The 26,065-nt window shown below is 53.8% G+C and carries 18 protein-coding genes; 2 read left to right on the forward strand and 16 right to left on the reverse strand.

The features are described from left to right. Positions 1 to 170: 170 nt before the first annotated feature. From C7820_RS08250 to C7820_RS08270, 5 genes are all read right to left on the reverse strand, one after another. Entirely contained in the window at positions 171 to 1,169 is a 999-nt protein-coding gene (locus C7820_RS08250) for a cation diffusion facilitator family transporter (RefSeq protein ID WP_076165695.1), read from the reverse strand. Between the two features lie 167 nt (positions 1,170 to 1,336). Continuing rightward, entirely contained in the window at positions 1,337 to 1,999 is a 663-nt protein-coding gene (locus C7820_RS08255; RefSeq protein WP_116230530.1) for a hypothetical protein, read from the reverse strand. A gap of 100 nt (positions 2,000 to 2,099) precedes the next feature. Next, entirely contained in the window at positions 2,100 to 3,242 is a 1,143-nt protein-coding gene (locus C7820_RS08260) for an NAD(P)/FAD-dependent oxidoreductase (protein WP_116230531.1), read from the reverse strand. Between the two features lie 98 nt (positions 3,243 to 3,340). After that, positions 3,341 to 3,769, reverse strand: coding sequence for a GNAT family N-acetyltransferase (locus tag C7820_RS08265; RefSeq protein ID WP_116230532.1), 429 nt, complete (start codon positions 3,767 to 3,769; stop codon positions 3,341 to 3,343). A 19-nt stretch (positions 3,770 to 3,788) separates the two neighbouring features. Next, positions 3,789 to 4,148, reverse strand: coding sequence for an NUDIX hydrolase (locus C7820_RS08270; protein WP_116230533.1), 360 nt, complete (start codon positions 4,146 to 4,148; stop codon positions 3,789 to 3,791). A 352-nt stretch (positions 4,149 to 4,500) separates the two neighbouring features. On the opposite strand from C7820_RS08270, the gene C7820_RS08275 reads away from it, so the two are divergent. Then, the gene (locus C7820_RS08275; protein ID WP_116231685.1) at positions 4,501 to 5,805 is read left to right on the forward strand and encodes a catalase; all 1,305 of its coding nucleotides are present in this window, start codon (positions 4,501 to 4,503) and stop codon (positions 5,803 to 5,805) included. Positions 5,806 to 6,041: 236 nt separating this feature from the next. Here the strand turns inward: C7820_RS08275 and C7820_RS08280 are convergent, their stop codons facing one another. From C7820_RS08280 to C7820_RS08320, 9 genes are all read right to left on the reverse strand, one after another. Continuing rightward, positions 6,042 to 7,178, reverse strand: coding sequence for a glycoside hydrolase family 88 protein (locus tag C7820_RS08280; protein ID WP_116230534.1), 1,137 nt, complete (start codon positions 7,176 to 7,178; stop codon positions 6,042 to 6,044). A gap of 109 nt (positions 7,179 to 7,287) precedes the next feature. Further along, positions 7,288 to 11,490, reverse strand: coding sequence for a glycoside hydrolase family 2 protein (locus tag C7820_RS08285; protein ID WP_116230535.1), 4,203 nt, complete (start codon positions 11,488 to 11,490; stop codon positions 7,288 to 7,290). After that, positions 11,483 to 12,163: a hypothetical protein gene (locus C7820_RS08290; RefSeq protein WP_116230536.1), complete on the reverse strand. Its 681-nt coding sequence runs from the start codon at positions 12,161 to 12,163 to the stop codon at positions 11,483 to 11,485. Before C7820_RS08290 ends, C7820_RS08285 begins: the two co-directional genes overlap by 8 nt. A gap of 247 nt (positions 12,164 to 12,410) precedes the next feature. Beyond that, on the reverse strand, positions 12,411 to 16,187 hold the full coding sequence (locus C7820_RS08295; protein ID WP_116230537.1) for an Ig-like domain-containing protein: 3,777 nt from the start codon (positions 16,185 to 16,187) through the stop codon (positions 12,411 to 12,413). A 136-nt stretch (positions 16,188 to 16,323) separates the two neighbouring features. Further along, on the reverse strand, positions 16,324 to 17,832 hold the full coding sequence (locus C7820_RS08300) for an ABC transporter substrate-binding protein (RefSeq protein ID WP_116230538.1): 1,509 nt from the start codon (positions 17,830 to 17,832) through the stop codon (positions 16,324 to 16,326). Between the two features lie 39 nt (positions 17,833 to 17,871). Further along, a complete protein-coding gene (locus C7820_RS08305; protein WP_116230539.1) occupies positions 17,872 to 18,756 on the reverse strand; it encodes a carbohydrate ABC transporter permease in 885 nt (294 codons plus the stop codon). A gap of 15 nt (positions 18,757 to 18,771) precedes the next feature. Continuing rightward, entirely contained in the window at positions 18,772 to 19,806 is a 1,035-nt protein-coding gene (locus C7820_RS08310; protein ID WP_116230540.1) for an ABC transporter permease, read from the reverse strand. A 221-nt stretch (positions 19,807 to 20,027) separates the two neighbouring features. Beyond that, positions 20,028 to 22,337 carry a helix-turn-helix domain-containing protein gene (locus C7820_RS08315; RefSeq protein WP_116230541.1) on the reverse strand — a complete coding sequence of 770 codons (2,310 nt, stop codon included), beginning with the start codon at positions 22,335 to 22,337 and terminating at the stop codon, positions 20,028 to 20,030. Positions 22,338 to 22,399: 62 nt separating this feature from the next. After that, entirely contained in the window at positions 22,400 to 23,161 is a 762-nt protein-coding gene (locus C7820_RS08320) for an SGNH/GDSL hydrolase family protein (protein ID WP_181908969.1), read from the reverse strand. Between the two features lie 133 nt (positions 23,162 to 23,294). Between C7820_RS08320 and C7820_RS08325 the strand changes: the two genes are divergently transcribed. Next, a complete protein-coding gene (locus tag C7820_RS08325) occupies positions 23,295 to 24,161 on the forward strand; it encodes a helix-turn-helix domain-containing protein (RefSeq protein WP_181908970.1) in 867 nt (288 codons plus the stop codon). 84 nt (positions 24,162 to 24,245) lie between these two features. On the opposite strand, the gene C7820_RS08330 is transcribed toward C7820_RS08325, so the two are convergent. After that, a complete protein-coding gene (locus C7820_RS08330) occupies positions 24,246 to 24,629 on the reverse strand; it encodes a YkvA family protein (protein WP_116230544.1) in 384 nt (127 codons plus the stop codon). 245 nt (positions 24,630 to 24,874) lie between these two features. Then, positions 24,875 to 25,987: a nucleotidyltransferase domain-containing protein gene (locus C7820_RS08335; protein ID WP_116230545.1), complete on the reverse strand. Its 1,113-nt coding sequence runs from the start codon at positions 25,985 to 25,987 to the stop codon at positions 24,875 to 24,877. Positions 25,988 to 26,065 lie beyond the last annotated feature (78 nt).

Consider the following 26,065-nt stretch of genomic DNA (forward strand, 5'->3'; position numbering starts at 1 on the left):
CGGTTGCCTGCAGTCAAACCTTGATGATCAAGTCAGGAAAATAGCATGATCTAGACATTTAAGCCACAAAATATGGCGCATTTGACACCCAGCCATCCATCCGGATTCGTGCAGCCCAACACAAAAAAGCCCGCATTCTGCGGACTTTTCAAATATCTTAATGCTAGCGATTACGAAAACTCATTCAAATGCTCCGGCGTCCAATTTTTCACACCGTTATCTTCGATGATGCCCAATACGACATCCGATATATCCGGATCCGAGCTGAGCTGGTCCTGAACGCGGAACTTAATATCATCGGCATCGGCAAGCGACAGGCCGCTCCGAAGTTCGATCATCGTATCCACATGATAGTACCGGCCTTCCTGGATAATCCGCAGACCGTTGATATCGGTGACGTCCTGATCGGACAAGATGATGGAAGACACCTTCTCCGCCACGTCGCGCGGCGCAGCCACACCAATTAGTCCGACCATATTATCATAGCCTACACGAAAAGCGACGGCCACCATCAGCACACCGATGATGACGGTCACGATGCCGTCCAGTGCTTTAAAGGCGGTAAATGTCGTGACGACAACAGCGACAAGAGCCAGAAACGCACCGGTGACCGCTACCAAATCCTCATAAAAGACCAGCCGCGTCGGAGGTGCTGAGCGTGATACATGCTTGAAGGACATAGGGATGAGTGAGATCCCGGAGGCCTCAATCCTTGCTTCTCGGGCAATTTCCTTCATCACCTTAAATAAAATCGCGCCATCGATCACCAGGTTCAGAATAAGCGCACCCACGTTAATCCAAAAAGCTCCGCCCGCTTTGGCCGGATGATGAATCAAATGCCATCCTTCCCGAATCGTTTCATAAGCCATAATCGTCACCACAATGACGGCGACCATGCAGAAAATGTTGATCACCCGGCCGAATCCGGTCGGAAATTTACGGTTGGGTTTTCTTTCCGCAAGCACGCTTCCGGCAAACACAAACCCCTGGTTTACACAGTCCGCAAGCGAGTGCATCGCCGATGCAAACATCGCCCCGCTGCCGCTCAAAGCCGCCCCCACCCCTTTGGCTGCTGCGATGACCGCATTGCCGAGCATTGCGATCGCCGATGATTTGTTTCCCTTTTTGATGAGTGCCAGCCAATGCTCCCGTTCCTGCTGCTGCGCCATCTTTTGCCTCCTGCTTAAGAATCCGACATGTTTGAATATGTTCTTACGATGGGAAAAATAGCCGGATTTTATGCAGTGTAATGGGAAATAGACGATGTTTATTGGTTGCCGGGCAAACGGTAAACCAAGAAAAAAAGCCCGCTATCAAGCGAGCTTTCGAAAAATCCCTAATCCACTCCGATCATGAGCCCGGTATCTCCGGGATCTTTCAGCCAAATGGACGAAATCGCCCATTGGTCATCAGCAGGTCCAGTCCCCTTCTCAATCGTGAGCATAGCTTTGCCCGTGCCTTCCACGCCTGCGGAGGTCACCAAAGGGTAATCAAAGGAGATTTGCACTTTGCCGTCCGATAACGTCTTGGTAGTCATGTTGGTAACCGTGCCCATATGAGGACTGGAGCCCCCGGTAACCCAGAAATTGTCCTCAAACTGCTGTTTGGTTTTAGCCTGCAGCGCGGGAGTCATCACCGCGTACTGCATCGGTCCGCTGCGTTTCTGAACGCCGCGGATCCAGGTATTGGCGGCATCCTCCGGCGTATCGGCCTGCAGGGCGTTCATGAAGCCGTTCACCTGCTGAGCCAGCTTGCTCGCCTCGGGCAATGACACATGAATGCCGTCGCTCTTGTACTCCACTTCGCCTTTCAGCTGCTCCACGATGGCCCGCAGCGAGACCATGGCGGTTCCGTTTTCGATTTTCAATTTCATAAAAGTGTTGGCGAATTCCGCCCCATTAATAAAAATCCGCGGCCCGGCCGACACCGCCAGCGCAGAGCCCGACAGAATGACAAATGCCGAACTCGCCGCAATGAACACCTTCAAACGTTTCTTCATGGATCATTCTCCTTTATATACGCCATTGGAGACGTATTTATATGTATCAATGTCATTTCTATTGTAGAAGAATGGCGATCCATGAAGGGTTACGTTCGGGTTACGATTCGGTTAACGAACCCTCATCTATGGCTTTGCGGATATCGTAATCGTGTATGTCGATATCAAGCTCCACGCCTTGCGCCAGCTTAGCTAACTGATAGCCGATAAAAGGCCCCATCGTCAAGCCGGATGCACCGAGCCCGTTCGCCGCGAGCAGGCCGCTCCAGCCCGGAACGGCCCCAAGCACAGGCAAAAAATCGGAGGTAAACGGACGGAATCCGACTCTGACCTCCTGAAAGGTGCCGTCCGCCAAACCGGGCGCCAAGGCTAATCCTTTATTCAGAATTTCCTGCATGCCGCCCGCTGTTGTTCTTGTATCGTAGCCTTCCACGTCATTTTCATGCGTTGCCCCGATCACAATCTTCTGCTTCTCGAAAGCAAGCAAGTATTGATCCGAAGGCGGCATGACAACTGGCCATGTGCCTGTATCCTCATGATTCTCGAGCTGGAGGTGCATGATTTGCGCCTTTTGGTAACGGACGTTAAAGCGGACACCGAGCGGCTGCAGAAGCTGTCCGGCCCACGCCCCTGCACAGACGATCGTGCGGTCCGCTGCATATTCGTCGGGTCCGACCGATACGCCGCTCACCCGGTTCCCATCCGTCAGAAGCTTCGCATCCCCGTGAATCACAACGGCCCCGTGCCTCTGGGCAGACCGAATCAAAGCGTCGCGCAGGGCACGGCCGTCGACCCGGGCGGCGCCGCTGATCCGAACCGATTGATAACCTCTCTCCAGCAGCGGAAAGCATTGATGGGTTTCTTCTTCTGAAAGCCGGGTAATACCGCCGATTTCCGGTGCATCCGCTTTGCGCTGCAAAGCCCGCTCCTCCATCTTCCGGATTTTCTCCGGGTCCTGATGAACGCTGAGGGCACCGACCTGCGCATAGCCCGTCTCGGTCTCGCCTTCTCCTTCCAGTTCCTTGATTAACCCTGGATAAAAGGCCGCCCCTGCCTTGGCGAGCCGATACCAGGCCTGATTGCGGCGCTGCGACAGCCATGGACAAATGATACCCGCAGCGGCATCCGTCGCCTGTCCTGGATCTTTGCGGTCGATGAGAAGGACATCCGCTCCCATTTTTGCCAGCTGATAGGCCGTCGATGCTCCCAGGATGCCTGATCCGATGATGATATATTTCTTCATAATTACATTCCTTTCTTGATGCCTGTTACCCCATTATAGCGAACACTTCTCTTACAGAGGAAATTCGTGCTGATCTTTAGGTTTTACTGAATGTACGGTTACAAATATTTTTTAAAGCCTTTGCTGACTGAGCCGTCATATCCTTCGCGTTCAAAAAATTGATGGGCCCAGACACGTTTGGAATGGCTGAGCAGCATGATTTTGTGACAATGCAGCGATCTGCAATATTCTTCGGCATATTTCAGAAGGGATTGGCCGATATTGTTGCTGCGGTGGTCCTCATGAACGACGATGTTCTCGACCAATCCATAGGGTCTGGTCCCATGCATGGCTTGAGGGCAGATGTTCAGCGTAAGCGTTCCCAGCAATGCCCCTTCCTCTTCATAGACCAGCAGAAAATTGGCGGGATCCATTCTGATTTTTTCGATCTGCTCTTCCAGCACACTCATTTTCTTGCTGTTCGGCACCAGCATTCTGTACAAGTTACTCAGTTGTTCCCTATCTTTGGATTCCGCTTCACGGATCATAATATATTCTCCCTCCGATCTATCTGACGGCTCTATTTTTAATATGTTTGACCCCTGTCGTATGATCAAATATGGAATGATCTCTTGGCAAATTTACAAGAAAAAACATCCCCAGCTCGTGAACCTTACGATCCGGAAAGTCTATAAAATTTTCGATTATCCAGAGAAGCTTACGGTCATAGATTGGCGCCCCATATTCTTCCATCATTTCACGTTCTATCGTTTCCTCTGCGGTTTCACCGAATTCCACTCTGCCGCCGGGTATAAACCACAACTGATTATGTTCTGCTCTTTGCATCAGTACCTTATCTCTATGGAGGATAATGCAAGCAGCCCTAAACTGAAATGTATTTGTACCGGTCTCATAAGATATCATCATGTTATTTCATTCCCCACCCTCGATAATAATTTATAAAGTTTCTTTTGAGAGGGTTATTTATGACATTCCAGCTAACCTATAAGCGACTATATTTCGATGCACCGCACCGTGAAACCTGCAGTGACATATGGATGTCCACTCATATTTTCATTGGTAGTCCGCATAAACCATATAGGAGAGAAGTCATGAATATGGAGGTTAAGGAATGAACGATTCCCATCACAACGGTGCTGCCCCTCAGGCTGGCAATACAGCGAACCGTGAACCCAATTCAGCGGTTCCAAATCAGGGGAACGACAGGCCGCAAAGCGTTAACCAGTCCTTACCATGGGCAGAGGATCTGCCGGCCGTGATGCACTCACAGACGGTTGGCGAACGCGGGCCTGTCCTGGAACAGGATAACATTTTGCATGAAACGCTGGAAACCTTTGTACATAGCAAAATCATTGAGCGTCCCGTCCACGTAAAAGGCTTTGGCGCATTCGGTTATTTTGAGACAGTGCATTCCATGACCGACTATACGATGCTCAGCTTTTTGCAGACGCCCGGTCAGCAGGTTCCCGTCACGGTTCGCTTTTCCCTCGCGGTCAGCAATAAAGGCACACCGGATACTTCGCGCAATGTGCGCGGGTTTTCCACCAAGTTTTACACGGAACAGGGGGTATTTGATTTGTTATGCAATCATATCCCCGTCTTTTTGGTTCGAGATGCCGTCCGGTTTCCGGAATCAATCAAGGCCTTTCTCCCCTCGCCGAAGAACAATTTGATCGATCCCGAACGCTTCTGGAGCTTTGTAGCCAGGGCGCCGGAATCCACCCATTTCCTCGTTTGGCTCTACTCGGACGTGGGCACGGTGAAGAGTCTCCGTCATATCAAGGGTCACAGCGTGAGCACTTACGTATGGAAAAATGCAAAGGGCATGCGTTTTTATGTAAAGTACCACTGGATGCCATTAGCCGGCGAGCAGTATATCGATCGGCAGGAAGCAGCCCGGCTGGCGGGTGAGAACCCGGATATTGCCGGCCAGGATCTGTACGATACCATTGCCGCAGGCAAGACCGTGGAGTACGGGCTGTATGTGCAGCTGATGAATCCCGATGATGCGGCGCATCTTCCGTTCGACCCGTTGGATGATACCAAGGTATGGGACCAGCAGCAGTACCCTCTTCGTCCGGTCGGCCGCCTCGTATTGAACCGCAATACGGACAATTATATGGGACAGGTCGAAAAGATTGCCTTTTCCCCGTCCAATCTGCTGGAGGGTGCCGAGCTGTCGGATGACAAAATGCTGCAGGGCCGCGCCAACATTTACTGGGATTCCCAGCGCCGGCGGTTAGGCCCTAGTTTTCGCAGCATACCGATCAATCACCAGGAGAATTGGTCTCCGGCTTCCCTGGTGACCAGCGGAAATGGCAGATACGTGGAGGGCAAGCTCGAACGGACCGACATCTCCAAACCGGATAATTTCACCCAGGCCGGGGAGTTTTACCGCGCCATTTCACCAGTACAGCAGGAGCACTTGGTGGATAACCTAGCAGCTGATTTAAAAGGAATATCCCATGAAACGCAGCGGATCGTATTAAGTTACTTGTACGAAGCATCTCCGGAGCTGGGTGAAAGGGTTGCGGGGCACATCGGTATGAAAGGAAAAGGCTGAGACTGAACAAGGAATCATTGAGGATCATTTCGGGTATGCCATACGTCTGAGCTTGGTAGACGAGAGGGGGATACGTTCTTTAACGTGTCCCTTCTTTTTGTGCTCAGCAGTCTATCTCAGCGAACTTTTGTCGTTCAGCGGAAACAGGAAACAGCATGAACAATGGCAAAAGGCGGCACAATGGCCGCCACCTTAGATCATACTCCATTAACGTTTACATTGACTTCGACCCAGCGTTAGAGCGACCTTTCGTACCAATACCCGGGCGAGCGGCCATCCAGACGCATCAGTGCTTCAAGGAAAAAATAATCGCCCCAAATGACGAAATCATCCGGCGAAATTCCCCCTCTGACAAAGTAGGAGCCATGCCGCAGAAACCCCTCTTCCTCCGTGCTGCCAGCCGTGAAATAACCGTTCGCCATGGAGATGACGGACTGCTCCGCGAACTCCTGAAAAGATGCGCGCTCAGGATCCGATTCGTCCAGATGCTGCGCCAGCTCCAGCATGCCGCATGCTGCAATAGCCGAAGCAGAGCTGTCCCTCGGTTCACCCGGCTGCTGCGGGGCGTCAAAATCCCAATAAGCCACAAGATCCTCCGGTACGTGATCCATGAAATACCGGGCCAGCTGCTTGGCTGTATCCAAAAAATACGGCTCCCTCAAATAACGATAGGCAAGCGCGAAACCGTAAATGCCCCAAGCCTGCCCGCGGGACCAAGTGGAACCGTCCCTGAAGCCCTGATGCGTACCCCCGCGGATCGAATCACCCGTTTGCGGATCGAAGTAGAACGTATGGTAGGATGATCCGTCCCCCCGTACGAGAAATCTCCGGCTCTTGTCCGCATGAATGCGGGCGATCGCGGCATAGTGAGGGTCCCCGGTCTGCTCGGACGCCCAATACAGAAGCGGAAGATTCATCAGGCAGTCGATGATGATACGCCCGCCGTTTTCCGGGTCTCCTTCCGGACTCCACGCCTGAATGATTTGCGCGGAGGGCCTCCATCGTTTTAGGAGCAGGTCGGCTGCCTGCAGGGCAGTTTCCCGGGCATCTTCATTCTGCTCGACAATCCAGCCTGCCATGGCGGACAGAGAATACAGGAAGCCGATATCGTGGTGCTGCAAGTGGCTCTCCTGCTGCAGCCTCTCCTGAAAAGAACGGACGCTTTGGACTGCTGCATCGTGGATATCCGGATCTTTACTGTATTCGTAACTCAACCATAAAATCCCGGCCCAGAAGCCTTCCGTCCAATCGGTATGATTCACCAGCTGATATTTGCCATCTCCGTGGCTGACATGCGGAAATTGGCCTTGAAAGCGGGCGATGTTGGCTTTCGTGGTTAACAGCGTTTGCTCGATCGTTGCGCTCCAGTTCATAACAACCTCCTGAAAAATGATAAAGTAGGGTTTCTGTGTTGGAACTATGGGATGAAGCCCTCTATAAAGTTGCAGTTAAACCTAATCGGCAGCACGCCTGCGTACCTGCCTATTTCGGCTCGACATCGTCCAACGTCAGGCGGAACGCCAAATCCTTCATGTACGTACCGTCCCGATTCAGGAAGGTCATGCCGAAGAGAAGGTCTCCCGCTGTCCCGCGAACGATGGCGATAAGCCTGTTCAGCCCGCCCTTCAGAATGATTTCCTGCTCAGGCATTGAGACCTTTTCCCCGTTTATATAAATCTCGAACGACGCCTCGGTGTTGATCCGCAGCTTCCCCTGCCGCATCTCATTTTCCTTCCCGGGCACCACGATGAAACAGCTGAGGAACCATGGCGTATTTCCAGCGTCCGCTATGCGAAACATGCCGTCATCCGGGCGCCGTTCCTTTTTCTGCATCCATCCGTACAAGCCTTCGCCCAAATTGTTCAACGAAAATTCGGGGTCCGTGTGGTAAGCCTTCATCGCTTCGTAATCGACATGCGGCGGACAAGGCAGGGCCATCACCGCTTCCACAGCCCACTGTGCATCACCCTTCTCACTTGTAAGCAAGCCGTCATCGAAGGCAGCTCCAAGATTGGCGAGCAGGCGCGAATACAGGCGCAGCGCCTTATCGCTGCCGGGATCGGGAAGCAGTTGAGAGCATACCACGCTTCCCCCGCCAATCTTGGCTTCGATCACGAATGCCCCTGCAGGCACAGCCTTTGCGTGATTCAGTTCCACCAGCGCCAAACGGCTGTACTCCGCCGTGTAGCCGTTCACGAAGTAGTCCTTCCAGGCGGTGCCTTCCACGCTGCGGCACAGCACCTCCGTGCCGGGTGCTTCGATTTTGTGGCTGGCCAGCACCCGGTTGACCACGTCTCGCGGTGACAAGAATACCTTGTCGTAGCCGAACAGGTCGACCGGGCTGATGCCGCGCATGGCGGCGCCGTCATCCGCCGCCAAGTGATACGCCTCGTGCAGCGCTACCCGCACGGGGCGGTCCAGCAGGCGCGCCAGCGCCGCCTGCTGCGGGCCCTCCGCCGGCAGGACGAGCACGCGTCCGCCGGCTTCGGCGTGGCGCCGAACGGCCTCGGACGCGCCCGGCGCCTCAAGCAGGCAGGCTTCGGCCACCAGCAGGCCGAAGCCCTGCCCGGGCGGCATGGCGGCATGCCGGCCATGCCCGCCTGAGTCCGGCGCCGGGGCGATGCCCTGCGCCGGCCCCCCTTGCGCGGCGGCTGCGCCCGCCGACGCCGGAAGCGGCGCTGCTTCGCCAAGCGCCGTGTAGTTCAGCCGCAGCTTGTCGAGGAAAGCTGCGGCAGCTCCGCCGGCGCGTACCAGCGCGGCCGTGCGGGCGGTTTCGCCTGCGCCCGCGACATCGGCGCGCCCGGCGTAGGCGATCAGGTTCCGCAGCAGCAGGCAGGCCTGCGGAACGCGCGCGACGTTTGCCATAAGATCCAGCTGGCTCGCGATAAACATGCCTGTGCCGCTGCGGTATTCCACCAGCGGCGACCACAAGTCTCCATCGTCTCCGAAATCGCCTGCACCGCATTCGAGCAGCAGCGTAAAGTCGCCGATGACCGGCTTTTCAAAGGCCGCATGAATGATCGGCAGCGGTCCTTCTTCCCGCAGCTCCTCATGCCAGAACATTAAATCCTCATCGCCGATCCCCTTCAGAACCGGATGGCTGTAGCTGCCAGCATGGGCACGGATGAAAGGCCTGCGCGACAGCGTCAGCTTGCCGAGCGACAGCTGGTTTTGCTCCAGCAGAATGAGACGGCCGCCGCGTTCCACGAATGCCTTCAGCTGCGCTTCCAGCCAGCCGTCCGCATCCTCGGCGTAGGTGCCGATGATGAGTAAGCTGTCCGCCGGCAGTCCGGCCAAGCTTTCCCGCTCTATGGCTGCGCATTCAGGAATCATCCTGCAGATCATGTCATATTCACCGGCTGGCCCCCAAAAAAATGCTTCCCGTCCGACTTCTACCGCATCGCTGCGCAGCCGGGCGGAAACCAGTCTGTATTCGATACGCAGCTCATGCACAAGCTGCCCGTCATGCATCAGTTGCGCGGTCAGCTCAGCCCGTTCTTCTGCATCCACAGATTCCGGGGTCCATTGCAGCGAGATAATTTGGTGCTCAGCCGGAGCTTGGCGGAAGTCAAAGCTTTGCTCGTGAACCAGCTTGCCTCTCTGCCTGATCTTGCATTCCACCCGGACGTCCTGCGCGGCAAGTGTATCGTTGTACACGTCGAAGCTGCGGTGAACCGGCGCATCATCGTAAAAACAGCGATTGTATTCGGCCGCGATGATGGTGGCCGGCTTGAATGCTCTGGCCATGATAGCAAAGGCCGGATTTGGTGAATAAGCCGGATACTCTTCAGGCAGCAGACCGTTGTTCAAGGTCAGTGAATAGGCGGGGATCCGCTTCGGCTTGACGCCGGGCTGGCCGAGTTCGCCTGGACCTGCCGGCGGTAAAATCACGTCGCGGTCAGGCATAGCCCGCATGAAATAATGCGCAAAGTTGAAGGTCGAAATGCCGGATACGCCCTGGCGCCGGGCGTATTCCACAAACAGCCGCTCCTTCTCGGCAAGGCCGGCCGTGCTCTCATCTGTCCCGTAGTAGGCTCGCAGTCCGACATACATACTGCTGTTCTGCGGGCAGATGTACCACCACCCGCCATGCTCGCCGAACGTCAGCGGAACGTCACGGTCCCACTGGCCGATCGTGCCGTCGATATTGTAATGGCGGCTCTCCACCTCCGTATCTTCTTTCGACAGAAGACGGTTGTCTCCTTCAGCAAGAATCGGCCGCGTCGGGTCCAGCTCGCGGATGGCGGCCATCAGGCCGGGGATATGTGTTTTGAAAGCGTCACGCCCGTCGACCCAGCGCATCTCATTCTGTACGCTCCACAGGATGACGGACGGATGGTTTTTGTCCCGCTGCACAAGGCGGCGGACATGGTTCCGGCAGTTTTCCAGGTAAACCGGATGGTCTGACTGCATCGATTTGCCCGAGCCGTATATCGCGGTTTCATCCACAATGAGCATTCCTTCTTCATCGGCGATCCGCACGTAGTCCTCAGGGTACGGCTCGGCATGCAGCCGGATGCTGTTCACGCCGACGGAGCGGCACATCCGGTACCAGTTCCGGATGTAGGCTTCCGTCTGCTGCACCCCGCCTTGAAAATGCCAGGAATCTCCACGCAGATTGACCGGAATGCCGTTCAGGACAAACTGCGGTCCTTCGCACCAAAACTCCCGGAACCCGAACGTAATATGACAGCGGTCGATGACCCGCTCATCCACCAGCAGCTCAAGCTCCGCCCGATAGAGGAACGGGGAATCCGGACTCCACTGATAGGCGTCCGTCCAATCCAGTATGAAGGAGGCACGGTATGCTACCCCGTCCCGCTCGTTTTCGCACAGCCTTGGCAGCTGAATAACGGCACCGTCAACAGGAACGGCCGCTGCATTTGCTGCAAGAACCGGATTTGGAGCCGGATGAGTCAAGGATGCTTGGGCATACTCCACATGATGCCCATTCCCGCTCAACACGCCAAGCTCCCGTACAACAAGGCTGACCTGAACCGTATTCTGCTCCATTTCTCGCGAATTGTGCTCTATCTCGGTGGAAGCTCCTCCGGCAATTGCATGCACCTCCAGTTTCCCTTTCCGGACGGACGTGCGGATGCTGACATCCTCCAGCGACAATTCCGGATAACCTTCCAAATAAACATCCTGCCAAATGCCGCGGCAAACGGTGCCGAACCAGGAACCGGTAAGGCCGGTCACTTTTTGTGATCCGGACGGAAGGGTTACACGGTCAAAGCTCCCGCAAACGACGTGCAGGTGGTGTTCACGATCCGCCTGCACCCGGGATGTAATATCCAGCCTGAGCGGCAGGTAGCCGTCCTCCCATACGGCGATTTCCTCCCGGTCCAAATAGATAACGGCCTTCTGCATAATGCCGTCCAGGCGCAGCACAATCCGCTGGCCGGCCATATGGTCCGGAAGCCGGAAGCTCCGGTGCAGCACACCCGCCTCGGCGGCGTCCCATTCCTTCGGATAATCGTACAGGTCCATCGGAACATATCCGTATTCGGGAATGTTCCCGAACGACCGGCCGGTGCCCTGCTTGTAGGTCCTTCTCCAGCTGGATGGGACCTGAACTTTGTGCTGATCGTATACGATATTCTCCGGCAGCTTGCGGGATTGGGGCTGATCGTACAGCGGCATGAAATCCCACTCTCCGTTCAGACATAGCGAGTTACGCATGTTGTGCCCCCCTTCTTTCGGCCGGGCAGCGTACCTCTAGCACAAGCATCAGCTTGCGCCAAATGTCCTGCCCATCCGGAGCCCCCTCCCACTTGATAAAATGAGGCTCCATCACTTCGGCCCAGTTTTCGGGCTTCAACGACGTTTTCAACCGGCCCTCATAGGGCGCAGGCGTGAGCGTCTCCGGCAGCTCCGAGTAGAAAAACAAAACGTTCTCGTGCATGCCGATCATGCCGTACTTATCGCCGTCCCCCGGCTTTTCCTCCTGGTATTGGTAGTGATAATATACATAGCTTGCCGTTTGCTCCGGCTTTAACAGAGCGATTCTTCCGTAAGGGGTGCGTTCCTTATGGACACGGGTCCACTGCGAATTCGACACAGGGTGCTGGTAATGAAAAATATCAGTCATCGGTACCCAACGTCTTCCCGGTGCGCCTCCCGGCCATTCAGCCAGCCGCTCTCCGGTTTCAGCCAGCAAGCTTTCCGGGAGAACCGGCGTGTCCAGACATTCATAATATAGAAACAGCTGTTCTTGATCGGCAAATAGGCTTAGATTGGCGACCTGAAGCCGCTCCATCGCATCAGCAAGCGAATGCTCTCTTTCCTGGGCTCGAAAAAAAGAGCGCGGACTGCCTTCTCCGTTCCAGACGGCTCGGAATAAACATCGAATCATGTTGTCCCTCCTTGAGGTGGTTATTGGTTTTGCCATGCTAAAAATCTTTAGGTATCTGAGAATCACGCTTATTCATAAATTTCGCGCTGCTCACATTTAGCACGATTTTGCCATGGAAGGTATACCGTATTGTCCTTGAATAGAATTGAATTGAACCTCTTGATTGCTGTACCGGACCTGGAATTGTAAAAGCGCCCCCTCCATGCAGGGAGAGAGCGCCGAAGAAACCCTTAAACACCAGTAAGCTTTAAGGCACTACCAAGAAACGAATGTCGTCGAACAGCATGTAATCGAATCCGCTCACATAAAAGCCGACTTTGCCGGAAGGTTTATGTCCCGGATCAGTGCCGGACAGCCTCAGTTCCCCGTTCACATAGAGCTGGATGTCGCCGTCTTTGACGACCGCCTTGACGTCATATTCCGTATCCGGCTGCAGGTCTTGCGTAGGCAGCGCCTCTTCCTTGATCTTCTGCCAGGCGGTGTCGTACAGCATCCATGCCGACGTGCCGTCGGCCCTTGTTTTGTAGCCGATTCGCGTCGATGCAGTGGCGTCCTGGCGGTCAAAAATGTACAGCACTCCGTCATTTGGCATAACCGCAGGCGTCTTCAGCTTGAATTCAAGCTGGTAGGACGAGAAGTTTCGGTCGAGCAGGCCGGTGGCGCCGTTTAAGATTTTATAGCGGCGGTTTCCGTCCGGATCGGCTGCAATGCTGCTATTGGGATCGACAGGCCAGCCGTTTCCTCCGGTTTCAAAATCGGTCTCATGCATGATGTTTGAGACGGTGACCGCGATGTCCGCCTTGATCAGCGGGTTTACCTTGGATACGGCCGTGATGACCGTTTCGCCCTCGTACACGGCGCTCACGACGCCCGTGTCGTTCACTTCGGCCACCGCAGGATTCGCGGATTGCCAGGTCACATCCGTATCCGGCGTATCCGCGGGATCAAACGTCAGCTGGAGCTGCTTGCTCTCTCCGGCAGCCAGCCGGACCTGGTTATCCGCCGGAATAATACCGGCCAGATCGGTGGTCAGCGCCTTGAATTGGATGTCATCGAACATCATGTCGCTGACGTTGTTAACGTAGAACCCGACCTGACCCTCCGCGTTATGTCCCGGATCGGTGCCTTTCAGCCGGAACCCGCCGTTCACGTACACGCTGATGTCGCCGCCCTTGACGAGCATTTTGACGGCATACTCCGTGCCCGGCTTCAAATCATGCTCAGGCATCTTGACTTCCTTCAGCACGGACCACGCCGAGTTGTAGAGCAGCCATGACGATGTTCCGTCCGCCCGGGTTTTATATCCGATACGGCTTGAAGCGCTGCCCGCCTGGCGGTCGAAAATATACAGCGTTGCGTTTTCGCCGATGGTCGCCGGCGTCTTCAGTTTGAAGGTCAGCTCATAATCGGAGAACTTTTTGCTGCTCAGCGCGGACGCGCCGTTAAGTAATTTGTACCAGCGGTTTTCATCCACTTTCACGATGCTCCGGTTAGCATCCACCGGCCATCCATTTGCACCGGATTCGAAATCGGTGAAGTCCATAATGCCGTCGCCGGCTTCAACGGTTACTTTCGCGGTTGCTGTCAGCTGCGGATTTTCCACAGATGCCACAATGATCTCGGTTTGGCCGACAGACTGTCCTGTAATAACGCCAGCGTTATCGACCGTTGCGATTCCCGGATCGGCGGATGTGAAAGACAGTGCCGGATGATCTGCGTTCCATGGCAGGACCGCCGTTTGCAGTTTGACCGTTTTCCAGCGGTCTACCGTCACATCGTCGTTGTATACGGCAACCCCCTGGACAGGATGACTGTCCTGACCTGTGCTGGTGCCGGCTCGGCCGTTAATGCCGATTTCTCCAAACGGGATGTTGGGAAAGCCAGGTATGGCGCTGAATACGGCCGCATCCGGCCGCAGGGACAAATCTCCGCTCGCCAGGTCCACAAAGCCCGGATCCTCCGTCGTAACGAAGTTATTGGCATACTGAACCAGCCCGAATTTGTCATACGCTCCATTGGCATTGGTCGTCGTGCTGCGTGGAATGGTCGGGTTGTAGATGACATTGCCCTGGAACGTGTTCGTATCGGGATAATAACGGTTTTCTGTAAAGAAGTTGGCCAGCTCTGGATACTTGGTCAAATAAGGCGTTCCGACAAAATCGTTGTTGGCGGCGAACAGCGCCTGCCATTTTGGCATGTAGTTTTTCGGGATTTGATTGTCCGGCTGATCCCCAAGGTAGATGTCCGCGTAATCATACGGAACTTTACTGTCTACGAAAATATTGTTGCGGGACAAAATATGTGCGCCGCCGTTGTTTTTAATCGCCGAGTTGCCCATTTTGTAGAAAATGTTTTCGTCGATCTGAAGCCCCATGGTGAAGTTGTCGGGATAGACGCCCTCGACGCCGGCCTTGCTTTCTCCAATATTGTGAAAATAATTTCTGCGGATGACGGTACCCCGCTGCTGCGGTGTTTCGCCCGCGTTCATGTAAATAGCCCCAAGATCCGAGAAGGTTTTGCACACATCGTATATGTTGTTGTACTCTACGACATGGTCGTTGCCGAAGATCAGCACGCCGGGATGTGGCGCGTCATGCAGCTCGTTATGCGCCATACGGTTGCCGACCCCGGAGAGAAGAACGCCAGGATTGTAAGCTTTATGGTAATAAGCAAAGTCATGAATGTGCGAATTTTCAACGATGTTGTTTCCCGGCTGCAGGGTCGTTTTGTCGCCGCCCGTCAGCGTGACCGCCGTCCCGCCGATATGGTGGATATGCGTGCTGACGATAGCATGGTCCGTTCCCGGTACGCCCTGAAAATCATTGTAGTAGAACCGGCTTTGCGTATTGACCAGCACGCCGCTGTTCGTGAAGTTGCGGATTTCGCTGTTCAGAATACGCACGTGGCTGCCGCCCATAATGACCGCTGCCGAGTCGCGTCCATCTTCCATGACCAGCTCGGAAAAGTCGATGTATGAAGCGTTCAGCGCATTGATCATCGGCGTTTTCAGCATCGTTACCTCGATCGTCGGATTTGCCGCTGTAAATTCGGCGTTCGGCAAAAAGTACAGCTTTCCCGCGTGGCGGTCGATGTAATACTCGCCCGGCATATCGATCTCTTCCAACAGGTTTTGCGCAAAATGAAAATCCGGGTACCAGTTTTTGAGCAGGCCGCTCATCTCTCCGTAGCGGAGGGTGATGGTTTTGGCGGCTGTGTCAATGGAGGCGATTTTGTTGTAGGACCATTCCCAGCTGTAGCCGAATATTCCATCCAGCCAAATATCGTCCGCCTGGGTCCAGTACTGTGGCCGGTCATACGTATACGAAAAAGTTCCTCCGCGCGTATGAACTTCCCCGTTCGGATCTTTCCGCGTCGGGCCCGGATCGATTATCTCATCCATTTGTACCGTCCCTTGGTTCGGCCATCTCGCCAAGGTCATTCCTTGCCCATTGACGTACAGCTCCATCGGTGGGACTTTGCTCAGATCGTTGGCAAGATAGTAGCCGTGGCGGCTTTGCTCGCCGTAATCGGTAATCCCCTGGCCTGCCAAGTCGGCCACCAGCACTTTTTGTCTCGCCTCGGGACTGATGATCCGGTTAAGAACCGCTTGATCGGTGACCGGTGTGAAGGCAGATTTTTCAATGCGTTTCGATCCGGACAAGATCACCTTTTCGCCTGGATAAGCCGTATACTTAATCGGCTTCCCGGCTTCGCCGGAGTCCTGCTCGTTCAAATCAAAGCTGCCTGATCGTTCGTACCGCCCCTCCCGCAGATACACCGTCACGCCGCCGGCGGGCAGGCCATCTTTCGCTTTCAGCTTCCGGATGGCATCCCTTGCCTTCTCCAGCGTTTTAAACGGGTGGTTCTTGGATCCATTATTCGTGTCGCTGCCATTGGTGGCTACATACAGCGATTTTCCCGTTGGTTTGGCGACTGCTTCATCCGCTGCAGCTGGCGGCGGAGACGGGGTGAACGTGATCAGCACGATGGCCGCGAGAACCGCGAGCAACCGTTTTTTTGCCATGGCTTCTCTTTCCTTTCAGCATGGATTAGGGCCGGCCCCGGTCCCGTTGTATGCTTCCAATGAAGCCGCCCATGACAGCAGGTTTCTCCCCGTTATCCGTGCGCTGCATGCGCTTCTCTGCTTTTCAATATTCTTCTTACTTTTTCAACCCCTTGTCTTTCAGGAATTGTTCAAACTGTTTCTTCACCTCCTCCACATACTTATCCTCGCCCGCTTCCTTCAGCTTGCCGTAGAGCACCGGCCAGGTTTCGTCAAAATCAAGCGTCCCGGTCACAAGTCCGCGCTTGTATTCGCCCCATACCGCGTTCAGGTTGGCGATCTCGGTGCTGACCGGCTCCGAATTGAATTTGAACGCCCCGACCGGATTGATTTCGGCTGTTTCGTTGATCTTCTTTGTTTCCTCCCAGACGTTCTCCGGCTGGCCTTCCTTCAGATAAGAATTGAATACGCTGCCGAACACCCAGTCCATATTCGGTTTATATCGGGAATCCGGGAGTGCGCTAATGTATTCGCCGGACTGCTTCTCGTAATGAACGCCTTCCAGGCCGTTGCAGAGCAGATTGTACAGCTCCTTGTCGGTGTTCACGAGATTCAGCAGCATCATCGCCCGGTCCGGATTCGGCGAAGTGCGGCTGATCGATTGGTTGGTGGTCGCCGAATAACCGTTGGAGAACCAGTTGCTGAGCGGGATGATGACCACATCATGGCCGCCGTTTCTTGCTTTGATTTCCGCTTCGACACCCGGTTTCAGGACGATATGGTAATCCACCGCGATCTTGCCTTTGAAGTCGGCCGATTTGACGGTCGCCGCATCCTTGTAAATGAACCCTTCCTTGTACCATTTGCTGGCCAGGCGGAAATTGTTCAGTTCTTCTTCCGGATAACGTTGAAGCGTATAGGTCGGGTCATCCGTCTTGATGTAGAAGTGGTCATCGAGCCCCGGAACGATCCAATATTTGTCGTCATGCACCTGCGGATTGATGAAGTCGTTGCCAAAGATACCGAACGGGATCATATCCGGTTCGTTGTCCTTGATCTGTTTCAGAAACGGCTCGATATCCTCAATTTTCTTAATTTTCGTGGTGTCCAGTTTATACTTGTCGGCAAGCTCCTTCAGCACGATAAACCCATAGCGGGAACCGTTGATCTGCTGGTTGGGGATGCCGTAAATCTTGCCGTCGACAGAGAGGCCGTCCCACATCACCTGCGGCACATCGGATTTCAGCTCCGGCGCGTATTGATTCAGCAGATCGTCAAGCGGCTGTATGGCTCCTTTGCGTACCAGCTCCTCCGGCTTCAGCATGTAGCCGGTCCAGAGAATGTCGAACTTCTCGCCTGCTGCTAGCACGGTGTTCATTTTTTGCACGTAGTCGCCAATAGAGACCGGCATCAGCTTGACGGTAGCGTTGATCTTTTCTTTGACGATTTTGTTGACTTCGTCCTGTACCTTCTGCTGATCGGGCTGGAGCTGGGACAGCGGATAATACCAGGTCAGCTCGACGGGTTTCAATCCGCTCTCGTTCTTCACATCCGTTGATCCGGCCGTTTCTCCGCCTCCGTCCGCGCTTTTTCCGCCGCCGCATCCGGCAAGGACGGTTGCTGCCAGCAGGATAAACGCCAGCACGCCAAACCACTTTTTCTTCATCTGTGTGACCTCCTGTTTTTATAATCGCTTGCGTGTATGTTAACCCTTGAGGGAGCCAACCGTAAGCCCTTTCACGAAAAACCGCTGGAAGAACGGGAAGATGATCAGCATCGGTCCGCCGGCCAGCACGGCGATCGCCATCCGGGCGGAATTGTTCGGGAAGCTCGCCAGGTCGATGCCCAGCTGCGTCGCAAACTCGGTATTCGTCGTGAGAAATTCAATGCTGTTCAGCGTCCGGACCAGCAACAGCTGCAGCGGTACCTTACCCGGATCGTCGATGTACAGCATCGCGTTAAACCAGTCGTTCCAATAGGAGAACGAGATCAGCAGGCCCAGCGTAGCCAATGCCGGCGTGGACAAAGGGAGAATGATGCGGAAGAAAATCCGGAATTCCCTCGCCCCATCCATTTTCGCCGATTCGATGATCTCAAGCGGTATCTTGGACATGAACCCTTTCATGACCATGATGTTGAACGGCGACAGCAGCACCGGCAAAATGAGTGCAAGCAGGCTGTCTTTGAGGTGCAGGTACTGGGTCATTAGAATATAGGAAGGAACGAGTCCCCCGCTGAACAGCATCGTGAAAAATACATAAAAGGTCGTCATCCGGTTGTAGCGGTAATCCGGCCGGGAAATGACGTAAGCGGTCATCGCGGTCAGCAGCAGTCCGACGAGCGATCCGATCACCGTGACGGTGATCGTAACCCCGTATGCCTGTATCATAACGTCCGGGGCATCCAGCAGATAGCGGTACGCCTCCAGGCTGAACGATTTGGGGATGAATTGATAGCCGTCCCGGGACAATGCCTTCTCATCTGTAAGCGATACGGCGATGACGAGCAGAAACGGCAGCACGACCATGACGGACAGGATGATAAACAGCAGGTTGATCAATACTTTCGACAGCTCCAATGTTTTTGTCACCTTTACGTCACCTCCTTACCATAAAGAATGGTCGGGATTGATTTTGCGCACAATGCCGTTGGCCAGCAGAACCAATACGAAGCCGACAACCGATTGGTAAAAGCCCGTTGCCGCCGACATGCTCACGTTCCCGATTTCCCGCAGTGCGCGATACACGTAAGTATCGATAATATCGGTGGATCCATACAGGAAACCTGAGTTGTTCGGAATGAAGTAGTGCAGACCGAAATCGCCGCGGAACATGTTGCCGATGGACAAAATCAGCAGAATGATGACCAGCGGCGACAGCAGCGGAATGGTGATCTTGCGGGCCATCTGCCATTTGGTCGCCCCGTCGATCCGCGCCGCTTCGTAATATTCTCCGTTGATCCCCAAAATTCCCGCGAAATAGATGAGCGTATTGAAACCGACGGCCTTCCATAAATGAACCAGAATGAGAATGACTGGCCACGGCGCCGCGTTCTGATACCAGCTGACCGGATCCATTCCAAACGCTTGCAGCGTCCGGTTGATCAAACCGTCTGCATGGTTCAAAAAAGCATACGCGACGTAACCGACCAGCACCCAGGACAGGAAATGCGGCAGAAACAAGGCGGTCTGATAAAACTTGCTCCATTTCTGCTTGATTTCGTTCATCAGGATCGCAAGCAGCAGTGCAGCCACGGTGGTCACCAAGATGTAGGCGGCATTGTACAGCACCGTGTTGCGCGTAATCCGCCAAGCCGTATCCGTAGAAAACAAATACCGGAAATTATCGAGTCCCACCCATTTGCTGCCAAAGATGCCCAGATCGTACCGATAATTTTTGAAGGCGATGATGAGCCCCACCATCGGAATATAGGCAAATATCAGCTTATACAATATTCCCGGCAATGAAAGCAGGAACAGCTCCCGGTTGTTACGGAAATGGCGCAGCTCCCTCCGGATGAACGATTTTTGCTTGCGCTGCTTTGGCGGCACATCCGGCGAGGGTAGCGGTCCGGTTTGTCCGGGTTCTGGCGCCACCCGTCTGTTTTCTGCGTCACCCGCCAGAGAAACCTTATTCAACATATCGTAAGCCCCTTTCCTCCTTTGCGCTCTGCCTGGTGTCAGGCTTTGCACGTCTAACGATAACGTAAAACCCTTGCTGCTGCGTACTGTACAATTGCAGGATCACTGTACTGGCGGGCTGTATAGATGCCGGATTCCTGTATTTACAGGTCTGCAGCCGTTCTTGGACATGCAAAAGACCCGCCAGGGAAACGGTTCTCCCGTGCGGGTCTTCATCAGGTTCATATGCTTCTCTCTATGGCTGATTTCAGGCGGTACTCCTTGGGTGTGGTTCCGTATCGGCGTTTGAACAAGCGGTAAAAATAGCTTTCGTTGCCGAAGCCCACCTTTTCCATAATTTCCGCTACGGTCAGCTCCTGCTGCTCCAAATACGTTCGGGCACGGGCCAGGCGGGTGGCATTAATCTGATCGACGACCGTCGTCCCTTCCTGTGCCTTGAACACCTGCCCGATGTAAACCGAGCTCATCTTCAGCATGTCGGCGATCCGCTGCACGTTGAGATCCGGATCGGCAAAATGCTTGTCGATTATTTCTTTCACGGTATCGGCAAGCAGCCTGTTTTTGTCTTCACGCCCGTTCCGCCGCTGTTCGAATACCTCGCGGACGACCTCAAGCAGTACCGTTTCGATTTCATCCAACGTTTCTTTCTCGAGAATGCGCCGGTTGATGGCCTGAACGTTGACCGATACCGGGTTCAAATTGTGATGGTTCATCTCTCCCAGCGTATTGCTGAGCGTCACTGCCAGATGCAGCAGCGCAGAGTACATATTCTCGAAGCTGAATCCGCCGATCAGCTCTCTCCAGCTCCGGATCGCCTGCTCCGTCTCTTCCAGATCGCCGCTCTTTAATCCTTCCGTCAGGCGCCGCTCCAATTCCTGCGGAATGCGGAACGTATCGTTTGCCTCGCAGCTTCGAACCCGTTCCGGCTCTAGCACCGCACCTTTGCCAAAAACCATACGGTAATTGGCGTGGCGGACAGCCAGATTATAATGCGCCGTGATTTCGCGGTAGTCTTCAAACGGGTCGCTGAGTGTTACTGTGAAGGTAACCCGATAATATTGAAGGATGGTGTGCTGAAGCTCCCGAAAGCGGTCAGCAAGCATATCTAGATCCCTGGATTCGCCGCCGACGATAAAGACGAGATGCCCGCTTTTCATATCTGCGGCTTCGCAGGATCCTTGTTTGTGGAGCAGTTCCTGGCCAATATTGGCTATGGCGAAATACAGCAGCGATTCCGCTTGCGATCCCTGGCCGCGGGCAAGGCTCTGTACGTCGTCAATCTGGACCAGAGCCAGACGGAGTCTTGATGGATACGCGATATCGAGCCCGTACTGCTCCCTGATCCGCCGAAACTCCAGTTCGTGTACGCCTTCGCTGAGACCGATCAGGCTGCGCAGGTGATAGACCTTGGCGATGTTCCACTGGGATGCCCTCTCCTGCTCGAGCCCTTTCAGCTTTCCGATCATTTCCGTGACGTTGGCGGCAATGACCGACAGCTCATCCTTCGCCGGGGGAGCATCGCGCCGCTGCGGCGGAACGAGCGTCAGGAGCTGTCCGACCGGTTTATACAGCCGCAGCGAAAAGAACACGGACAGCAGCACAGCCAGGACTGCAACGGACAGCGTCACGGCCATCTCCGTCCACTTCATCTGCCGGACGCTGCCGAGCACGTCGTTATAATTTTGGAGGCTGACGATTTGCCAGTTGTTCAGCCCTTTGCTCAAATACGTCACCTTGTATTTATGCGAACCGTGCTTATAGATAAAAGAGTCCAGCGTACTCCCGGTAGATTGGATTTGCGGAAGCAAATCCTTTTTGACGCTCAGCCCCTCCGGCAGCGACCGGTCGTTGGAGATCAGCATGCGCCCGTCACTGTCAGTCACGAACAGCATGTCGTTCTCCCGCTCCGCGACACGATTAAGCGCTTTCACGTTATCCAGCATCCATCCCGGCTTGACGGTCAATATCAGGACATTATCATTGACGGAACCTAAGGACGGTCCGTCATAAATGAAGAACGCGAACACATCGATCCCTTCATTTCCGCCGTCCAGATCCATCGGAATCAACTGGAGCTTCGGCAGGTCGCTGCGGGACGACATATAATCCCCCAGTCTTTGATACAGCAGCCTGTTGTCCATATCATGGTTGAGCGATGAGAAAAACCGGTGCTGCGCCCCGTTGTAAAAGACGGCAGCGTGGAGATACGGAGACGCCGCTACAGTCTGATTCAGGCGCTCGATCTTCAGAATGCTCTGCTTGTAATCCGCTCCGGATTTCAGTGCGATCAGCTCTTCGTCGTTGTACAAGGATACTGCAAGGTCCTTGACGATGCCGTTCATGTTTTCAATGTTATAGTTGATTTGGGTCAGCAGCTTGCGGTCGGCTTCGTTCTGAAGGCTGAGCACTTTGTCGCGTGCGAAGGCGTTCATAAATAGGGAGGCCACCGCCAGCGTGGCGACTACGAGCATAAAGCTGAGCAGGATCCGCTGTAAATATTTCCGCGTACGCAGCATTTGCAGCAAGTTCATCGTACCTCTCTCCCTCCCAATTGTTGGAGTGACCTAACTATAATCCGGTTGATTTTTAGGTGTCAATCCGTTTCTTCAGCAAGCGATCTCGAAATCGCATCCACATCGGGAATAACACCAGGTGCCGCGCCGAACATTTCCTTGAGAAACGTACGCGCCATAACCCAGTGCCCGGCACGATTCGGATGAATACCGTCCCCCGAACGATAAGCAGGATTCAGTGCCCTTTGTTCCTTTATATGGTCCAGCAGCGGACTGCGTAAGTCGATGATCCGGTCGGCAACATCACCCGCAGACAGAAGCCATGCGGAATATTGCTCGAGGACGCGATCATACTCCCGGAATGGTGTAAGATAACTGAAATCCGGCTCGGTTTCGGGCAGAAGTTCGGCGTTCATAGAGGGTGGGTCAAACGGCGGCGGCGTCATGAGCACCACCTTGGCTCCTGCCACTCGGCTGCTTTCGGCTAGACGATACATCCCCTCTTGAAAGGCAGCAAAACGATCCTCGGAGTAAGGATGGTAAATCCCGTCGTTCATCCCGTAACAGGCGGCCACGATCCCGGGCGATACCGTATCCAGCGCGTTCCGAAGCCGATCGTGCACGCAAGGACGCGGAAACGGGTGTGCCGCCTCACTGAGTCCCGACACGGTTTCGCTGGGTACACCGCATGGGACCAGCTTTATGTCCATCGTCGGCTGGTGCTGACGGAGCCAGGTTTCGGTATACCGGATATAATGACCGCTGGCCGTAATGCTGTCCCCCAGAAAAAGAATAACCGGCTTCACGGGTTGATTCGTCCTTTCATTCCACCATAAATCCATAGGTACCTCCCCACTGACATTCTCTAAGCCGATGACATATCGATCTGCTATACGTCGGCCTGTAATCTTAATGGTATCGCGGGACGCCGCTCTTCGCCTTGACGATGCCGACATTGTTTAGCATAATATGGACATGATGACCAGACTGTTTGCCACGGACATCGGGCTCGAACCGGGATTTACGTTCCGCATCCAGAAATGTCCGCTAACACACGAATATTTTGTACATAGCCACGATTTTTCCGAACTCGTCGTCATTTTGCAGGGCAGCGCCGTTCATATCATTGAAGGGAGGGAATACCCCGTTACAGCCGGCCAGGTATTCTTGATTCACAGCGGCATATCCCACGGCTACAAAAACGTCGACGGGATTGAATACATCAACGTCATGTTCCAGCCTGAGCAGCTTCTGCAGCTGTCCGAGCTTAGGCTGCTTCCGGGCTTTCAAGCGCTCTTCTACATCGAACCGTTTTACCGCAAGGAAATGAACTTCAAGGGCATGCTTGCACTGAACGAAGCGCAGCTGCAGGAAGCGACAAGGCTGCTTGACCTGATTTTAACCGAGTATGAACTGCAGCCGCAGGGCTATCGTCTGATGATTCGCTCTTATTTTACCGCTCTCGTCGGCCTGCTCTCCCGCTATTATCAGATCGGCAGCGGAGCTGATGATAACAAGGCGTTGCGGATCGGTGAAGCCGTCACTTACATTGAAGAGCACTTTCTCCAGCCGATCACCCTGCAAGCGATGGCCGACAAAGCCTACCTGTCCGCCCGCCAGTTTCAGCGCGTCTTTACGCGCAACTATCACACAACACCGATGGATTACGTCATACGCAAGCGTCTGGACTATTCCTGCACGCTGCTTCGCCATCCAAACCTGTCCATTTCCCAGGTGGCGCTCGAAAGCGGCTTTCGGGACCAGAACTATTACGCCCGCCAGTTCCGCAAGGTTTACAGCTGTACGCCATCCGAGTATCGGGAGAAGCTGCAGGATTCATAAATACGGGGGAACGGCCATGATTTAAGCAGCCGATTGGGCGGGCGACCCGAATCCTGCCGGAAGGCCCTGCTGCGAATCAGCGAATTACATCAAACGGTTATACAGGTAAGTCAATACCGCTGCCAGTACAGCAGCCCATAATAAAATAATCATGACACCCGCAGCCCAATTCACCGGTTTCCCTTGGTTCATGCGAGCATCTGCTTTCTTTTTGGCATCCTCAATGACCTCACCAGGCATCATTTTTATAGCAGCCAATACTCCCAGCGGAATCAAAACCAAATCGTCCGCATAGCCAATGACGGGTATGAAGTCCGGTATTAAATCTATGGGACTGAATGCATAGGCAACGACGCACATGGAAAACAGCTTTGCATACCATGGCGAGCGTTTGTCCCGATAAGCGTAATAGAGAACAAAAACCTGCCTTTTTAATTGTTTGGCCCAAGCTTTCAGCTGTTCCATCATGTCTTCCATTCTCCCCTTGGCTTGTTATGACTCATTGAATGATCTTCATATTAACTTGCTGCAAGACTTGCCTTATGTATTCTTCGCCGCCTTAAACTGACAAACCTCCCTGCACTTATTTACGAATCGACACCATGAGAAGGAGACTCTCAGCAGCAGCAGCCGTCCTCTATGCTATCATCATTTCCAGTCCTACGAATTGGAATCACAACGGGATATGGACATGATGCATTCAGCTTCGGCGATCAACGCAGCGTCAGCAGGAAATCGCTGAACTCTTCGGCGTTCCGGAACCGGTTGATTTGTACTCCGCGGCTCTGAAGATGCTGCTCCAGCTGCGAATCAAGCTGTTCAACCGCTTCTTTCAGGGGGCTGAACTCTTCCTGATTCAGTAATCCGATTAAATCTGGAAAGCCAAGTTCCTTATACAAGGTTAACTCCTCCTCCCCGGCGCACAAAAGCGACGGCCAATACCCTTTCTCGGTGAAAAAGAGAAAACGGGATACTTCCTTCTGCACGCCGACCGCCCAGAAATAGGCTGTATGGTAGTCGCTTGATTCACAAGCGCTCACCACCTTATCCATAATCCCTTTCACTTCTTCATAAAAGCCCTTCATCCGGCCAGGATAATCGGGACCGCTGACGTCTTTTTCTTTCTGCTGCAAAATGAGACGAAGCGTATCCTTGGTCAATCGTTCGCAGGCTTCCCGGATTTGAAATCCCGAACTGGAGTTCAGAATCGTCTCCATCGTCTGCTCCAATGTTTCCGGTTGTATAGGGAAGTTTCGGATTTGCTCCCTGTTTTTGCCCCAGCCTTTGGTGTAGTATGTATGATTAATTAATGAAACGCTCTCAAGGTTTAAGATAAGGATCTCTTGGGCTTCATAGCGAAAAGAAACCAGATCATCCATAGAGCTCATTTTGCTTAAGTTGTAAAGATGTATATAAGCTTCCTTCAGCCTCGATTCGGCTTTATGGAGCCATTCCAAGCCTGTCCGGGCTTGGTCAGCAATTTTGCTGCGAAGCTGGAGAAACCGCTCATGATCTTCTTCGGAACGTACATACAATAGCTTGCAATCCGCGATGATCGATACATTCAGTTCTTCGAAAGCTGCGATTCTCTCCGCACGTTCCCAGCTGATCGGCCAGAAATCAAAGCTGATACCGTTCACTACAAACTGCAGACTATGACGGAAACCGTCGGCGTTCGCCGGTATAAAGAAAAAATCGAGATCGGAACGCTCCGTCGCCGTTCCTTGCGCGCGTGATCCATAATATCCGATCAGAGAGACGTCGTCCGGAAAATTCGTTGAGATATGTTGGACCATAAGCTCGGCTACTTCTAAAGGGTTAAACATCTGAATTCCTCCTTGAATCAGGGCTTGACTTTGATATGTCCCTTTTAGCGAAAAGAGCGATGGTCGTTACCATCGCCC

This window comes from Paenibacillus sp. VMFN-D1, assembly GCF_003386155.1.
Lineage (GTDB): Bacteria > Bacillota > Bacilli > Paenibacillales > Paenibacillaceae > Paenibacillus_AQ > Paenibacillus_AQ favisporus.

Bases quoted from the DNA above. Each gene is read 5' to 3' on its own strand.
- C7820_RS08250 (WP_076165695.1), bottom strand. From the start codon at position 1,169: ATGGCGCAGCAGCAGGAACGGGAGCATTGGCTGGCACTCATCAAAAAG.
- C7820_RS08255 (WP_116230530.1), bottom strand. From the start codon at position 1,999: ATGAAGAAACGTTTGAAGGTGTTCATTGCGGCGAGTTCGGCATTTGTC.
- C7820_RS08260 (WP_116230531.1), bottom strand. From the start codon at position 3,242: ATGAAGAAATATATCATCATCGGATCAGGCATCCTGGGAGCATCGACG.
- C7820_RS08265 (WP_116230532.1), bottom strand. From the start codon at position 3,769: ATGATCCGTGAAGCGGAATCCAAAGATAGGGAACAACTGAGTAACTTG.
- C7820_RS08270 (WP_116230533.1), bottom strand. From the start codon at position 4,148: ATGATGATATCTTATGAGACCGGTACAAATACATTTCAGTTTAGGGCT.
- C7820_RS08275 (WP_116231685.1), top strand. From the start codon at position 4,501: ATGCACTCACAGACGGTTGGCGAACGCGGGCCTGTCCTGGAACAGGAT.
- C7820_RS08280 (WP_116230534.1), bottom strand. From the start codon at position 7,178: ATGAACTGGAGCGCAACGATCGAGCAAACGCTGTTAACCACGAAAGCC.
- C7820_RS08285 (WP_116230535.1), bottom strand. From the start codon at position 11,490: ATGCGTAACTCGCTATGTCTGAACGGAGAGTGGGATTTCATGCCGCTG.
- C7820_RS08290 (WP_116230536.1), bottom strand. From the start codon at position 12,163: ATGATTCGATGTTTATTCCGAGCCGTCTGGAACGGAGAAGGCAGTCCG.
- C7820_RS08295 (WP_116230537.1), bottom strand. From the start codon at position 16,187: ATGGCAAAAAAACGGTTGCTCGCGGTTCTCGCGGCCATCGTGCTGATC.
- C7820_RS08300 (WP_116230538.1), bottom strand. From the start codon at position 17,832: ATGAAGAAAAAGTGGTTTGGCGTGCTGGCGTTTATCCTGCTGGCAGCA.
- C7820_RS08310 (WP_116230540.1), bottom strand. From the start codon at position 19,806: ATGTTGAATAAGGTTTCTCTGGCGGGTGACGCAGAAAACAGACGGGTG.
- C7820_RS08315 (WP_116230541.1), bottom strand. From the start codon at position 22,337: ATGAACTTGCTGCAAATGCTGCGTACGCGGAAATATTTACAGCGGATC.
- C7820_RS08320 (WP_181908969.1), bottom strand. From the start codon at position 23,161: ATGGATTTATGGTGGAATGAAAGGACGAATCAACCCGTGAAGCCGGTT.
- C7820_RS08325 (WP_181908970.1), top strand. From the start codon at position 23,295: ATGATGACCAGACTGTTTGCCACGGACATCGGGCTCGAACCGGGATTT.
- C7820_RS08330 (WP_116230544.1), bottom strand. From the start codon at position 24,629: ATGATGGAACAGCTGAAAGCTTGGGCCAAACAATTAAAAAGGCAGGTT.
- C7820_RS08335 (WP_116230545.1), bottom strand. From the start codon at position 25,987: ATGTTTAACCCTTTAGAAGTAGCCGAGCTTATGGTCCAACATATCTCA.